Origin of the sequence: Pseudomonas sp. BF-R-19 (assembly GCF_019956445.1) — a bacterium.
Taxonomy (GTDB): domain Bacteria; phylum Pseudomonadota; class Gammaproteobacteria; order Pseudomonadales; family Pseudomonadaceae; genus Aquipseudomonas; species Aquipseudomonas fluorescens_BH.
This window is the reverse complement of record NZ_JAHBDN010000084.1, coordinates 16,435-31,113: the sequence shown is the minus strand read 5'-3', so window position 1 is coordinate 31,113 and position 14,679 is coordinate 16,435. Positions and strand designations below refer to the sequence as shown.

At 58.3% G+C, this 14,679-nt stretch carries 13 protein-coding genes and 1 pseudogene; 8 read left to right on the top strand and 6 right to left on the bottom strand.

Annotated elements, in window-relative coordinates:
- Window positions 1-1,030 (bottom strand): ammonium transporter (locus tag KGB28_RS24770; RefSeq protein WP_102672531.1); only part of this gene is annotated, 1,030 nt, incomplete at its 3' end.
- Window positions 1,031-1,358: 328 nt separating this feature from the next.
- Between KGB28_RS24770 and KGB28_RS24765 the strand changes: the two genes are divergently transcribed.
- From KGB28_RS24765 to KGB28_RS24735, 7 genes and pseudogenes are all read left to right on the top strand, one after another.
- Window positions 1,359-1,673, top strand: coding sequence for a YqjD family protein (locus tag KGB28_RS24765; RefSeq protein WP_150755996.1), 315 nt, complete (start codon window positions 1,359-1,361; stop codon window positions 1,671-1,673).
- Between the two features lies 1 nt (window position 1,674).
- Window positions 1,675-2,064, top strand: a complete 390-nt coding sequence (locus KGB28_RS24760; protein WP_150755997.1) for a phage holin family protein — start codon at window positions 1,675-1,677, stop codon at window positions 2,062-2,064.
- Complete coding sequence (locus KGB28_RS24755) at window positions 2,061-2,405, top strand: hypothetical protein (protein WP_150755998.1); 345 nt, start codon at window positions 2,061-2,063, stop codon at window positions 2,403-2,405. The genes KGB28_RS24760 and KGB28_RS24755 overlap by 4 nt, the downstream gene beginning before the upstream one ends.
- 216 nt (window positions 2,406-2,621) lie before the next feature.
- Window positions 2,622-3,950 (top strand): deoxyguanosinetriphosphate triphosphohydrolase, encoded by a 1,329-nt coding sequence (locus KGB28_RS24750; protein ID WP_150755999.1) that lies wholly within the window; start codon window positions 2,622-2,624, stop codon window positions 3,948-3,950.
- Between the two features lie 178 nt (window positions 3,951-4,128).
- Window positions 4,129-4,488 (top strand): response regulator, encoded by a 360-nt coding sequence (locus tag KGB28_RS24745; protein WP_150756000.1) that lies wholly within the window; start codon window positions 4,129-4,131, stop codon window positions 4,486-4,488.
- Window positions 4,489-4,768: 280 nt separating this feature from the next.
- Window positions 4,769-5,395, top strand: a complete 627-nt coding sequence (locus KGB28_RS24740; protein WP_008002663.1) for a response regulator transcription factor — start codon at window positions 4,769-4,771, stop codon at window positions 5,393-5,395.
- A gap of 8 nt (window positions 5,396-5,403) precedes the next feature.
- Window positions 5,404-9,046, top strand: a pseudogene (locus KGB28_RS24735) (transporter substrate-binding domain-containing protein).
- 192 nt (window positions 9,047-9,238) lie between these two features.
- Here KGB28_RS24735 and KGB28_RS24730 read toward each other — a convergent pair.
- Together KGB28_RS24730 and KGB28_RS24725 are read right to left on the bottom strand one after the other, a co-directional pair.
- Entirely contained in the window at window positions 9,239-9,721 is a 483-nt protein-coding gene (locus tag KGB28_RS24730; protein ID WP_150756001.1) for a GAF domain-containing protein, read from the bottom strand.
- A complete protein-coding gene (locus tag KGB28_RS24725; protein ID WP_095944936.1) occupies window positions 9,718-10,608 on the bottom strand; it encodes an ATP-binding protein in 891 nt (296 codons plus the stop codon). The genes KGB28_RS24730 and KGB28_RS24725 overlap by 4 nt, the downstream gene beginning before the upstream one ends.
- 123 nt (window positions 10,609-10,731) lie before the next feature.
- Between KGB28_RS24725 and KGB28_RS24720 the strand changes: the two genes are divergently transcribed.
- On the top strand, window positions 10,732-13,092 hold the full coding sequence (locus KGB28_RS24720) for a response regulator (RefSeq protein ID WP_223448263.1): 2,361 nt from the start codon (window positions 10,732-10,734) through the stop codon (window positions 13,090-13,092).
- Here the strand turns inward: KGB28_RS24720 and KGB28_RS24715 are convergent.
- The 3 genes from KGB28_RS24715 to msrB form a co-directional block, all read right to left on the bottom strand.
- Window positions 13,076-13,537, bottom strand: a complete 462-nt coding sequence (locus KGB28_RS24715; RefSeq protein WP_150756004.1) for a MarR family winged helix-turn-helix transcriptional regulator — start codon at window positions 13,535-13,537, stop codon at window positions 13,076-13,078. The genes KGB28_RS24720 and KGB28_RS24715 overlap by 17 nt on opposite strands.
- A complete protein-coding gene (locus KGB28_RS24710) occupies window positions 13,534-14,019 on the bottom strand; it encodes a glutathione peroxidase (RefSeq protein ID WP_056727098.1) in 486 nt (161 codons plus the stop codon). Before KGB28_RS24710 ends, KGB28_RS24715 begins: the two co-directional genes overlap by 4 nt.
- Window positions 14,020-14,121: 102 nt before the next feature.
- On the bottom strand, window positions 14,122-14,517 hold the full coding sequence (gene msrB, locus KGB28_RS24705; protein ID WP_008002672.1) for a peptide-methionine (R)-S-oxide reductase MsrB: 396 nt from the start codon (window positions 14,515-14,517) through the stop codon (window positions 14,122-14,124).
- Between the last annotated feature and the right edge of the window lie 162 nt (window positions 14,518-14,679).

Here is a 14,679-nt window from a genome sequence, read left to right as displayed (position 1 = left end):
CGCCCAACCCACCCAATGCGGTCTGGCCGAAAATGCCGCAGGCGATGCCGCCCCACACGCCGCACAAGCCATGCAACGGCCACACACCCAACACATCGTCGATGTGCCATTTGCCTTGGGCCGCGGTAAAGCACCAGACAAACAGCGCCCCCGCGACGGCACCGGTGACCAGCGCCCCCACAGGATGCATCAGGTCGGAACCGGCACAGATTGCCACGAGCCCCGCCAACGGGCCGTTATGTAGAAAACCGGGGTCGTTGCGCCCGACAATCAGCGCCGCCACCGTACCGCCAACCATGGCCATCAACGAGTTCACCGCCACCAGTCCGCTGACACCTTGCAGGGTTTGCGCGCTCATGACGTTGAAGCCGAACCAGCCGACAATCAGGATCCACGACCCCAACGCCAGAAACGGGATGCTCGATGGCGCGAACGCGACCAGCCGACCGTCGCGATAGCGGCCATTACGCGGCCCGAGCAACAGCACCGCCGCCAGTGCCAGCCAACCGCCCATGGCATGCACCACCACCGAGCCTGCGAAATCATGGAAACCGGCGCCAAAGCGCTCCAGCAACCAGGCTTGCAAACCCAGGTTGCCGTTCCAGACAATGCCTTCGAAGAACGGATAGATGAACGCGACGATCAACGCGGTTGCACACAGCTGGGGAACAAACCGGGCGCGCTCGGCGATCCCTCCGGAAATGATCGCCGGGATCGCCGCGGCAAAGGTCAGCAGGAAGAAAAACTTCACCAGTCCATAACCATGGTCGGCATTGAGCACGGCCGCTGGCTGCATGAACGTCACGCCATAAGAAATCCAATAGCCTATAAAGAAGTAGGCCAGTGTCGAAACAGCGAAGTCGCTGAGGATTTTCGACAACGCATTGACCTGGTTTTTCTGTCGCACGGTTCCGACTTCGAGAAAGGCAAAACCGGCGTGCATGGCCAGAACCATGACCGCACCGATCAGAATGAACAGCGTGTTGGAGCTATGGACCAGGGTGTCCACAGCGCTTTGCAGATTTTCCATGGAATGGGCAGACCTTATGGCAGAAAAAAGCACCAAAGCAGTTCGCGATGACTGCCCACGCACCAAGTTGCAGCTTCAACGCATCAGCGCACTGATCTCGTTGAACCACTTTGGCGCACGGACGCCGCCCGGGAAAAACGCGCCCCGGACGTTTACGCGAGTTTTTGATTGTTGGTCCTACGGTTTTACTGAAATCATGCCCGGCTATAGCGCAATGGTGCGGACCGGCGCACCACGACCCAGCAAAAGTTGTACCAGCCATTTGTACTGAACCTTCGCCGAAGGCTCATACTCGAACGCATCAGAACGCCACTTAAGGAGATCCACCATGGCCCGCCCCCAGGCAAAGACTGCTCAAGAAATCCTGATGAACGACTTTCAGACACTGGTCAGTGACACCGAACGGTTGCTGGAGCACACCGCGACCTTGGCTGGCGATCAGGCCGACGAGCTGCGCGAGCAGATTCACGACAGTCTCTTGCGTGCCCGTGAAACCCTGAAACTGACTGAAGACTCCCTGCGCGAGCATGGCAAGGCTGCTGTCACCGCCACGGAAGACTATGTCCAGGCCAACCCTTGGCAATCCGTCGGGATCGCGGCCGGCGTGGGCTTCCTGATCGGCCTGCTGGCCAGCCGGCGCTGATATGTCGATCGGCGAATCCGGCCCGTCTGAAACGGGAACCAGCTCCTCATCGCGGCGCCTGGGTGCTGCCTTCGTTGGGTTACTGCATAGCCATGTCGAACTGTTCGGCATCGAGTTGCAGGAACAAAAAGCCCGCACCGTCAGCCTGTTGCTATTTGCCGGCCTGGCCCTGGTGTTTGCATTGCTGCTGTTGGTAGGGTTGTCGACGCTGGTGCTTATCGTGTTCTGGGACACGTATCGCCTGACCGCCATCATCGGGCTCTGTGTGTTCTACTCCCTCGCCGCCATATTCTGTGGAATGCGCTTGAGAGCGGCGATTTTCGATGAGTCCTCGCCCTTCCATGGCACCCTGGAAGAGCTGGCCAACGATCGGGAGCGCCTGCTGCCATGAGCCTGCCTGAACTGCCACAAAACAGCTCACGCGCGGAAATGCGCAAGGCCCTGATCCGCCTGCGCATGGAAATGCATCGTCAGGAAATCCGCCACGAATCCGCACAACTGCTGCAACCCTTGCAACGGGTGCGCGGGATAACGCAACACCTGCAGGACGGTTTCGGCATCAAGCACGCTCCACTCTGGGGCGTGGCCGCCGTCACCTTGCTGGGCTTTCTGACCGGCAAGGGTGCAAAAAACGGGGATGGCCTCAGCAGCCTGACCCGGCTGATCCGCCTTGGCACCACACTGGGGCCGCTGATCAAACTGATCATGCAGGGCTCTTCGCGCAAAGACTGATCAGTTTCTTTCAGGCTGCATTCTTGCAATGTCGACGGGATGCGCCCCTCTATCGAGGGGCGCAATCCTGTGCGCCTACCCGGTCGACAGGCACCCTCCAGAAAAAGATCTTACAAGGAGGCCTCGATATCGACTCCGCCGGGTTGTAGTTCCGCTTGCAGGTCATGGCACGAAACGGGAAGCTAGGCCATCAGTCACCTGACGGAGAGACCCGCCTTGGATTGGCACACCCTGCTTACCCGCGAACGCCTCGGAAAACCTCTGCACAGCCCTGAAGAACTCGGCCGCAGCCCTTTTCACAAAGACCACGACCGCATCATTTTCTCGGGGGCTTTCCGCCGCCTCGGGCGCAAGACCCAGGTCCATCCGGTGTCCAGCAATGATCACATTCATACGCGCCTGACCCACTCACTGGAAGTCAGTTGCGTGGGTCGCTCACTGGGCATGCGGGTCGGCGAAACCATCCGCAGCACCCTGCCCGACTGGTGCGAACCCAGCGACCTGGGGATGGTGGTGCAATCGGCTTGCCTGGCACACGACATTGGCAACCCGCCTTTCGGCCATTCCGGTGAAGACGCGATCCGTCACTGGTTCCAGCAAGCCTCCGGCCGTGGCTGGCTGGATGCAATGAGTGAAGCCGAGCGCAATGACTTCCTGAATTTCGAAGGCAATGCCCAAGGCTTTCGGGTACTCACTCAACTGGAGTATCACCAGTTCGACGGCGGCACCCGACTGACGTATGCAACGCTGGGCACGTACCTGAAGTATCCATGGACGGCCAGGCACGCCGACTCGCTGGGATACAAGAAACACAAGTTCGGGTGTTATCAGAGCGAACTGCCGCTGCTGGAACAGATCGCCCATAAACTCGGCCTGCCACAACTGGAGGACCAACGCTGGGCGCGGCATCCGCTGGTGTACCTGATGGAGGCCGCCGACGACATCTGTTATGCGCTGATCGACCTGGAAGACGGCCTGGAAATGGAGTTGCTGGAATACGCCGAAGTCGAGTCCCTGCTGCTGGGACTGGTGGGCGATGACTTGCCGGAGACCTACCGCCAGCTCGGTCCCGGCGATTCGCGCCGACGCAAACTGGCGATCCTGCGCGGCAAAGCCATCGAGCACTTGACCAATGCCGCGGCCCGCGCCTTCGTCGAGCAACAGGAGGCGCTATTGGCCGGTACACTGCCCGGCGATCTGGTGGAACACATGCACGGTCCCGCCAAGCGTTGCGTGCTGAATGCCAAGGACATGGCCCGCAAGAAAATCTTCCAGGACAAGCGCAAGACCCTGCACGAGATCGGCGCCTACACCACGCTGGAAATCCTGCTCAATGCCTTTTGCGGTGCAGCACTGGAGCAGCACAACGGTCGGACCCCGTCATTCAAGAGCCGCCGCATCCTTGACCTGCTGGGTAACAATGCACCCGATCCTCACGGCCCGTTGCACACTTCGTTTTTGCGCATGATTGATTTCATCGCCGGCATGACCGACAGCTATGCCAGCGACATGGCCCTGGAAATGACCGGCCGCGCCAGCCACTGAGGTGTATCGATTGATCAGCCATTACGGCATTCGTTATGGCTGATCCCCCCTTCAACATCCAATAGCACTCAAGTTTCGTCGAATCGCCCTACAGCACATGGCGAGCAAACTGATCGCATGCCCGGCACTCTCGCGAAACAATCGCCCTCCCTTCTGTTCGACAGATGAAGTACGCCCCATGGCCGAAGACGATCTACGCATCCTCGTGGTGGAAGACCATCCCTTCCAACTAATAGCCACTCAATACCTGCTGGAAAGTTATGGCTTCACCCGACTCACGACCACCGACAGCGCCAAAGGCGCCATGCAGCAAATGCTCGAGGCCGATCAACCGTTCGACATCCTTTTATGCGATCAATGCCTGCCCGATCTGACGGGACTCGATCTGGTCCGGTTCGCCAGCCAGCGAGGGCTGATCAGACAGGCAATCATTCTGAGTAGCCTGACGACGTCTGAACTGGATGAACTTGAAAAAACGGCCATTGAACACGGGCTTCCATTATTGGGTTACTTGATAAAACCATTGAAACAATTTTAATTTAGAGGCTTATTGACCTCGGCATCACTATCGAAAAAACACATATGAAATCCGACAAATACACAGCAAAAAAAACCTACAAGAAACTTCCTTTTAAAGTGCACCAAAGCATTAGGCTTTTTCAGCTTTCCTAATAAGAAACCTAGTTAACACGTAGTCCCATTCTTTTTTATCTGTAGGATTTCTCCTATATTGCCGCTACAGCTCGGTCAGTTCATGCGTCCGTTCAAGTATCTGAGCTATGGTGCGCGCTTTATTTGAGCTCGCATGGGACTTGATTATGAACTCCGTTTTTATTGTCGACGATCACCCGGTTATCCGCCTTGCCGTTCGAATGTTACTGGAACATGAAGGTTACAAAGTCGTCGGCGAAACTGACAATGGGGTCGATGCCATGCAAATGGTTCGCGAATGCATGCCGGACCTGGTCATTCTCGACATCAGCATTCCAAAACTGGATGGCCTGGAAGTGCTATCCCGATTCAACGCAATGAGTACCCCCCTTAAAACGCTGGTACTGACAGCACAATGCCCGACACTTTTCGGTATTCGTTGCATGCAATCCGGTGCATCGGGCTATGTCTGCAAACAAGAGGACATCAGTGAACTGGTCAGCGCCATAAAAGCGGTATTTGCAGGTTACAACTATTTTCCGAGCGAGGCCTTGAACCCCGTCCGCGGAGATGAAACACGCTGTATCGAACTGGAACTGTTCAAATCGGTAAACGACCGGGAACTGATGGTCTTGCAACTTTTTGCCCAAGGTCGCACAAACAAGGAAATCGCCAAGGGCATGTTTCTGAGCAACAAGACCGTGAGCACCTACAAAAAGCGCCTCATGCAGAAACTCAAAGCCAAATCCCTGGTTGAACTGATCGAGATGGCAAAACGTAACGCGCTAGTGTGAGAACCTCGATACCCAGCCGTTTGAAGGTCTATCTGATTCAAGTGACCGCAGGTCTATGCGTGAGCACCTCGTTGTTCGGGGCACCGGGCAATGAACACTACACGCTGCTCAGCCGCTCGAAGGCCGGGTCACTGGAGGTTCGGCTGGATGAATCCCAGCGACAATGGCTAAAACATAAAAACCAACTAAGGCTCGGTACGTCGGCCCCGGACTATCCCCCTTTCGACCTGACCACCAGTGGTCAAGACTATGAAGGGTTTACCGCCGACTACGCTGGTCTTCTGGGAAAAGTAACCGGTTTGCCCGTCACGGTTCAGCGTTTCGATTCCCGAGGGGCCGCGATCGCTGCGTTGAAGAACGGCGAAGTCGATCTGCTTGGCACCGCCAATGGATTCGAAGCTGACAATGCCGACATTGCACTGTCCATACCCTATGCCGTCGACCAACCCGTATTGGTGACCCGCGAAGGGGAAACCCGATCCCTCACCAATGGCCTGGCCGGATTGCGCCTGAGCATGGTGTATCACTACTTGCCGCTGGCGGAAGTCAGGGCGTTGTACCCGAAGGCGATCATCACGTCCTATCCGTCCTACCAGAATGCGATCAATGCCGTGGCTTTCGATCAGGCGGACGTGTTTCTCGGTGACACCATTTCAACTCACTACATGATCAACAAGGGGTACTTGAACAACATCCGCATGGCCAACTTCGGCAAACATGAAGCCTATGGTTTCAGCTTCGCCGTTAACAGGAACAACCCCGAGCTGCTCGGCATCATCAACGCGATGATCACGGCCATCCCCTCCAGTGAACGAGAAAACATCGCCAAACGCTGGAGCGCCGGTAGCGACATTCTGCTGACCGATCAAAAGCTGCAACTCACTGACCGGGAAGAACGCTGGCTGACACACCACCCGATTGTGCGCGTCGTCGTCAACGAAGCCTTTGCGCCACTGACGTTTTTCGATAGCAATGGCAACTTTCGCGGGGTCACCGCGGACTTGCTTGAGCTGATCAGGCTGCGCACCGGCTTGCGCTTTGACATCCGACGCAGTCGAAGCGACGACGAAATGATCAAACAGATCAAGGACAACAAGGCCGATGTGATCGCCGCGCTGCTTCCCAGCGCCCAACGTCAAACCCAGCTGAACTTTACCCGCCCCTTTCTGGAAAATTCCTACGTCCTGCTGACCCGCAAAGCCGCCGACAGCCCGACCAACCTCGCGCAGTTACAGGACAAGCGTCTGGCCATTGCCCGCGGCAATCCACTCATGGATTACCTGCGCAAAGAGTTTCCCCGGATCAAGTTGATCGAAACCCCGGACACATTCAGCGCCGTAGAGTCACTCGCCGAAGGCCAAGCCGAGGGCGCGGTGAACTCACTGGTCATTGCCAACTACTTCATTTCCTCGCGGCTGTTCGAGCACACATTGCAAATCAGCACCACCATCGGCACCGAGCAGGCGGCGTTTTCCCTTGCCACCGCTCGGGGCGCCAAAGAGCTGAATGCGATTCTCGACAAAGCGTTATTGAGCATCTCGCCGGAAGAGCTGGGCATCATCAACAGTCGCTGGCGCGGCTATTCGGCGTCCTCGCAAAGTACCTGGCGCAACTATCAAAGACTGTTCTACCAAATCGTCATCGGTGCCGGCGTGCTATTGCTGATTTCGATTGCGTGGAACGACTACATGCGGCGCCAGATCAAGCAGCGCAAGGCCGACGAGCGTGCGCTTAACGATCAGTTCGAGTTCATGCGCTCGCTGGTCAATGGCACGCCCCATCCGATCTACGTGCGTGATCGTCAGGGGCTGCTGCAAAGTTGCAACGACAGTTACCTGCAAGCGTTCTGCGCCCGGCGTGAAGATGTCATCGGCAAAAGCGTCATGCAGGGATCGATGAGCAACGTGTTCGAAGCCCGGGAGTACCAGGCCGACTACCAGCGCGTGGTGGCCGAGGGCAGACCGTTGATCGTCGATCGCGAACTGCATATTGGTGGCCGGCGGCTGACGATCTATCACTGGATTCTTCCCTATCGGGATTCCAGCGCAAAAGTGCAAGGCATTATCGGTGGCTGGATCGACATCAACGAGCGGCGGCAACTGCTCGATGATCTGCGTTGCGCGAAAGAGCGCGCCGATAACGCCAACCGGGCCAAAAGTACGTTTCTGGCCACGATGAGCCATGAGATCCGCACGCCGATGAATGCAATCATTGGCATGCTTGAACTGGCACTCAAGCGTCTTGATCATCAGGCACCCGGAGCGTGCGGCCATCGATGTCGCGTACAACTCGGCAAAAGGGTTGCTGGAATTGATCGGCGATATTCTCGACATTGCCAGAATCGAATCAGGACGCTTGAGCCTGAGCCCGGAGCGCGTTAATCCGGGTGAACTTGTGGCCTCGGTCGTGCGGATTTTCGAAGGCCTGGCCCGGCAGAAAGAACTCGAGCTGGTGCTGGAGTTTTCATCGGCCAACCCGACTTTCGATGTGTTGCTGGACCCATTGCGCTTCAAGCAAGTGCTGTCCAATCTGGTCAGCAATGCCATCAAGTTTACCGAGCAAGGCCAGGTCCGGGTCATTGTCGACCTGCACCCGGCAACGCAACCTGAGCGCGCGCAAATGCGGGTGCAGGTTCACGACAGTGGTATCGGGATCAGCGAACAGGATCAACAACGCCTGTTCGAACCCTTCGCTCAGGCCGACAACGCCATACAATCGGCCAGGGGGGGCGCAGGGCTGGGGCTGGTGATCAGCCGCAACCTCTGCGAGATGATGGGCGGTAGTCTGCAATTGCGCAGCGAGCCGGGCGTCGGTACTCAAGTGGAGGTGTTGCTGCAGCTGGAAACGTTGCCGCTGCAACAGTCAGCCCAGGTGGCCGAGACGCAAATCGTCGTCGCCACAACCCCATTGAATGTTCTGGTAGTCGACGATCACTCGGCCAATCGTTTGCTCACGTGCCAGCAACTGGAGTTTCTTGGACATCGATTTACCGTCGCGGCCGATGGGCAGGAGGGATTGGCGGCATGGAAAGACCAACCGTTTGATCTGGTGATCGCCGATTGCAACATGCCGGTGATGAACGGTTACGAGCTGGCCCGTGCCATTCGCCAGCAGGAACGACAAAACCATCGTCCTCCCTGCACCGTTTTCGGCTTTACCGCCAACGCCCAACCGGAAGAAATACAACGCTGCAAACAGGCCGGAATGGACGACTGCCTGTTCAAACCCCTCAGCCTCGGTGCCTTGAGTCAATGGGTGGAAGGCATTGAACCAACCCATGCTGCCCCGGCGTTCAGCCTGCGCGGGTTGAAACTGATGACCGGCGGCAACCCGATATTGAACAGGCGATTGCTCAACGAGTTGGTGAGTAGCAACCGCCAGGATCTGCAAACACTGCTGCCACTATCCAGCTCCGGGGATACGCAGGCGTTGCAGGACATTGCCCACAAAATCAAAGGAGCAGCCCGGATAGTACAGGCCTCCCGCTTGATTGACCGCTGCGAGGCGCTCGAAGCTGCCTGCCATGAGGATTCCGATCGCGAAAAAGTGGCTGGATGCTGCAAATCCATGGAGCCCGCCATGCTTGAGCTGGAGGACGCGTTACTACGTCAGATCGAACATTACGACGAAGGCAAAGTGAAAGAGCCTTAACTATGCTCGGCCCCTCGGCAGTGCGTTGACCGTCATGGAGAAACCCGCAGGCGCGATGTCTGGATCAGCTACTGGCAGGCCATTGCCCTGGGCGTTGACGTGTCTAGTCCTGAAATAGGTTTACACCTGTTTCACCCTAACGCCCGATGCACCACATCGGGCTTGCTGGCCAACGCCGGCCTGGCGTCTTGATCAGCAGTCGGTCAGGCGCAGGAAAATCGCCGCCAGCTGTTCGATACCGGCCTGGTCCTGCGCAGTGAAACGGGCGAGCTTCGGACTGTCGAGGTCGAGCACACCGATCAATCGGCCGTCCTTGACCAGCGGCACCACCAGTTCGCTGTTCGAGGCGCTGTCACAGGCAATGTGACCAGGGAACGCGTGCACATCTTCGACTAGCTGGGTCTGCAAGGTGGCTGCCGCCGTCCCGCATACGCCGCGGCCGAACGGAATTCGCACGCAAGCGATCTGCCCCTGAAACGGGCCCAACACCAGTTCTTCATTATGGTTGAGGTAGAAACCAGCCCAATTCAAGTCATCGAGATGATTGAACAGAAACGCCGAGAACTGTGCGGCATTGGCGATGAAATCCCGCTCGTCCGCCAGCAATGATTCCAGCTGCGCGTGCAGCATGCCGTAGCCTTCGAGGCCCTGGCCGCTCTTTTGTAAATCGATCATGCCTTGTGCTCCAACAGTTTCAGCCCGACCCAATAACGAGCAAATTGATAGGCGCAACGCCCATTGCGATTGCCTCGGCCGGTGGCCCAGCGTACCGCCAGAATGTCCAACTCCTCGGTGCGCTGCCACGCCAGTCCGGCCTTGCCGGCCAACTGGCCGATCCAGTGCTCGACGACGTCGAGGAAATGTTCCTGGGTAAACGGATAGAATGACAGCCACAGGCCGAAGCGGTCCGACAGCGCGATCTTGTCTTCCACCGCCTCGCTCGGATGCAGTTCGCCATCGACCCGTTTCCAGTTTTCGTTGTCACTTTCCTTTTCCGGCACCAGGTGGCGACGGTTGGACGTGGCGTACAGCAAAACGTTGTCCGGCGCCTGTTCCAGCGAGCCATCAAGGACGCTTTTGAGTACTCGGTAATCACCCTCGCCCGACTCGAACGAGAGGTCGTCGCAAAACAGCACGAAACGCTGGGGCAGTTTGCCGATCTGTTCGACCACTCGCGGCAGGTCTGCCAGGTGATCACGCTCAATCTCGATCAGGCGCAAACCGGCTTGAGCGTGCTCGGCCAGCAAGGCGCGCACCAGCGATGACTTGCCGGTGCCGCGCGAGCCCCAGAGCAAGGCGTGGTTGGCCGGCATGCCGTCGAGAAACTGTTGGGTATTGCGCCCAAGCTGCTCGACTTGCCGGTCGACGCCGATCAGGTCCGACAAACGCATGTCGAGGCTGACCTCCAGCGGCATCAGATAACCGCCGCGCGACTCACGCTGCCAGCGCGCGGCCAGGCATTGTGTCCAGTCGATGGCTGGCCGTGGCGCCGGCAGCAACGGCTCGATGCGGGCCAGAACGGCATCGGCGCGTTCAAGAAAAGCATTCAATCGGGAATCCACGACTTCTCCTCGGGCACGTTCACAGTAATGATGGTGATACAGCGACGAAACACAGCGTCACACAAGCGGCTGCCCCCGCAGTACAAGCCTCGCGAGAACATCAGTAGGCAGGCATGATCAACTATGCTTGAGCAGCGAAAGGAAACAGAAGTGGTTCACCCCCCCATGGATATCAAATTCACCAACCGGCTGTCATTCAAGCAAGCCCGGCTTACCGTGCTGGTTGGTTTCATTCTGGGCACGCTGCTCAGCCTGCTGCAAATAGGCATCGATTATGCCAGTGAAGACGCCTCCATCAATCGTGAAATCCTTTCATTACTGGAAATCAGCCACAACCCGGCCTCGCGGATCGCCTACAACATCGACGCCGAACTCGCCAAGGAACTGACCCTGGGCCTGCTGCGCTCGCCAGCGATCATCGGCGCGAAAGTGACCGACAACAACGGCATTGTGCTGGCCAACGTCAAGCGACCCGGTGTGGAAAACGGTTACCGGATGCTCAGTGACTTCCTGTTCGGCGCCAATCGACAATTCGAAGACCGACTTTACCTGGATCAGTTACCCAACGAATCCCTGGGTACGCTGCGGCTGAACGTCGACACCTACGCCTTCGGCGACCGGTTCCTGCGCCGGGCCGAAGTGACCCTGCTCAATGGGTTCGCCCGCAGCCTGCTGCTGTCCGGCATCCTGCTGGCACTGTTCTATGTGATGCTGACCAAACCCCTGGTGCGGGTCATCCGTGAACTCAGCGGTCGCGACCCGAGCAGCACCGAGCCGACCTCACTGGAGTGTCCCGCCGGGCACGCCAACGATGAGATCGGCGTGCTGGTCAAGGTTGCCAACCAGCAATTCAAGAACACCACCACCGAAATCCAGCAGCGGCGCAACGCGGAAAACCGCCTGACCGAGTACCTCGGCCAACTGGAAAACATCGTCTCGGCCCGCACTGCCGAACTCAAGGCGATCAACGCCCGGCTGAGCCAATCCAACGAGGAACTGGAAGCCGCTCGCAGCACTGCACTGGACATGGCCGAAGCCCGCTCGGTGTTCCTCGCCAACATGAGCCATGAAATCCGCACGCCCCTCAATGGTTTGCTCGGGATGATCGCACTGTCCCTCGACGGGCCGCTGAATGCCGAACAACAGCAGCAACTGTCGATCGCCCATGACTCGGGCAAAGTGCTGGTGGAACTGCTCAACGATATTCTCGACTTGTCGAAGTTCGATGCCGGTCAGCTCGAACTCGAACACATCCCCTTCGACCTCGGCTCGCTGATCGAGGACACCGCCAACCTGTTGTCGCAGAACGCCGCCCCCAGCGTCGAACTGACCTGCCTGATCGATCCGCATTTCCCGGCACTGGTGCTCGGCGATCCGACCCGGGTGCGGCAGATCGTCAGTAATCTGCTGTCCAACGCCCTCAAGTTCACCCGTTTCGGACGGGTCGACGTGCGCCTGTCGACGTTCGGCGACGGCGTCAGAATCGAAGTGTGTGACACCGGCATCGGCATCCCTCAGGATGCCCAGGTCAAAATCTTGCAGCCCTTCACCCAGGCCGGTGTCGGTATTACCCGCCAGTTTGGCGGCACCGGCCTGGGCCTGGCCCTGACCTACAACCTTTGCGAAGCCATGCAAGGGCGCCTGACGATCAGCTCAGAGCCGGGTTTTGGCAGCCAGTTCTGCGTGGATTTGCCATTGCCCAGCCATACCCGTGCAACGGCTGTTTCGCTCAAGGGCAAAGTCATTGCCATCACGGCCGCCAGCAGCGGGCTGGGCGAACTGCTCAACAGTCTGCTGCCTGGCTGGGGGATGGACTATGAACGACGTTCCATGGATGACCCACTGCTTGGCCTGGCAGCCGACGTGCTCATCACCGACTGCCCCGAATGCCTGTTCAGTTTGCGCCCCACCCTCAGCGCGCCGATCCTGCTGATCACCGCTTATGGCAATTTCATGCCCAGCGAAGAGGCCAACGCCCTCGCCCCCCTGCAACAACAGGCCCGCCCCTTGGCTCGCAATTCGCTGCTTCAGACGTTGCGGCGGATCCTGCAACCGCAAACCCACCCGATCAACGAGGCCCGGCTCGACACGCAATGCCCGCAACGCCGCGGGCGCGTGCTATTGGTGGAAGATAATCCGGTCAACCAGTTGGTGGCCAAGGGCATGCTCGGCAAACTCGGCTGCGAGGTCACCACCGCGACTCATGGTGGCGAGGCCCTGGATCAACTCGAGCAACGGGATTTCGACCTGGTGCTGATGGACTGCAACATGCCGGTGATGGACGGCTATGAGGCCAGCCGGCAAATCCGCCGCAGCGGACGCTGGCCCCAACTGCCCATCGTCGCCCTGACGGCCAACGCCATGTCGGAGGAGCGCGAACGCTGTCGTGCCGCGGGCATGAGCGACTACCTGGCCAAACCCTTCCGGCGCGAAGAACTGGCCGCCCTGCTGGACTTGTGGATCCCCGTTACGACAGTGCCTTGATCTGTCCCAACAGATGATCGAGGCCATCGCGCAAGTCGTTGAGACGATTCAGATCGACCCCGCTGTCGCACAACAGGCGCGCCTTGAGTGGCCCGACCTGGTCGCGCAAGGCCGTGCCGGCTGGCGACAGGCTCAGGTGCACTTCACGCTCATCGCGCGCTGAACGCTGACGCTGCACCAGTTGCAGTTGTTCCAGGCGCTTGAGCAAGGGTGTCAGCGTGCCGGAATCCAGGGCCAAACGCTCGCCCAGTGCCTTGACGGTCGGTTGCTCCGGGGCCGCTTCCTGCCACTCCCACAACACCAGCATCGCCAGGTACTGAGGGTAAGTCAGGCCCAACTGATCGAGCATTGGCTTGTAGGCGCGAATCACCGCCCGGGAAGCCGCGTACAGCTTGAAACACAGCTGATTGTCGAGCTTCAGGGAATCGATTGACAAAGTGTTCATTTGAGCAGGGCTTCGATCTCGCGGGTCAGGTCCTGCGGCTTGGTCGCCGGGGCGAAGCGCTTGACCAGTTGCCCGTCCTTGCCGATCAGGAACTTGGTGAAGTTCCACTTGATGCCCTGGGAACCCAGCACCCCCGGTGCGCGCTTTTTCAATTGCACGAACAGCGGATGGGCGTCGGCACCATTGACGTCGATCTTTTTGAACAGCGGGAAGCTGACACCGAAGTTCAGCTCGCAGAATTCGGAAATCGCCCCTTCGTTGCCCGGCTCTTGCTTGCCGAACTGGTTGCAGGGAAAACCGAGCACCACCAGGCCCTGGTCCTTGTAGGTCTGCCACAGCTCTTCCAGGCCTTTGTACTGCGGAGTGAAACCGCATTTGCTGGCCGTATTGACCACCAGCACGGCTTTGCCGGCGAAATCCGCCAGGGTCTTTTGCTCACCCTTGATCGTGGTGCAAGGGATGCTCAGCAGGTTGTCGCTCATGTTTGAGGCTCCAAGTGAATGGCAGAGACAACAAAATAGCGAGCAATTGAATTGCGTACAATTTAAATATCGGGAAAGCGATCATCGGATCGCTTCGGGGACTTACTCGCGCGGTACCAGGTCCAGGCACACCGAATTGATGCAATAACGCAGGCCCGTCGGCGGCGGACCATCAGGGAATACATGCCCCAGGTGCGCGTCGCATTTGGCGCAAACCACTTCGGTGCGGATCATGCCGTGGCTGACATCACGGATTTCGGTCATGGCGCTGTCGCCGATCGGCGCATAGAAACTCGGCCAGCCGCAGCCGGAATCGAACTTGGTCCTGGAGTCGAACAGCGGCTCGTTACAGCAGATGCAGTGGTAGACACCGTCGGTCTTGGTGGCGTTGTATTTGCCGGAAAACGGACGTTCGGTGCCTTTGAGGCGGCACACGTTGTACTGCTCTGGATCGAGCATCGCCTTCCATTCTTCCAGGGTTTTTTCCAACTTTTCCATGATCACACCTCAGCGGCTGAAAAAGCCCGATCTGTACCTTTTCCACGGATCGGGCGGCACGTATGATTGCGCCTCGTCAAACGCCAGTCTGGCAGCCAGACCACGCGCATTCAAACGGAAATATGGGTGCTGCATCTCAAGGCGTCAGGCCTGTGTGAATAC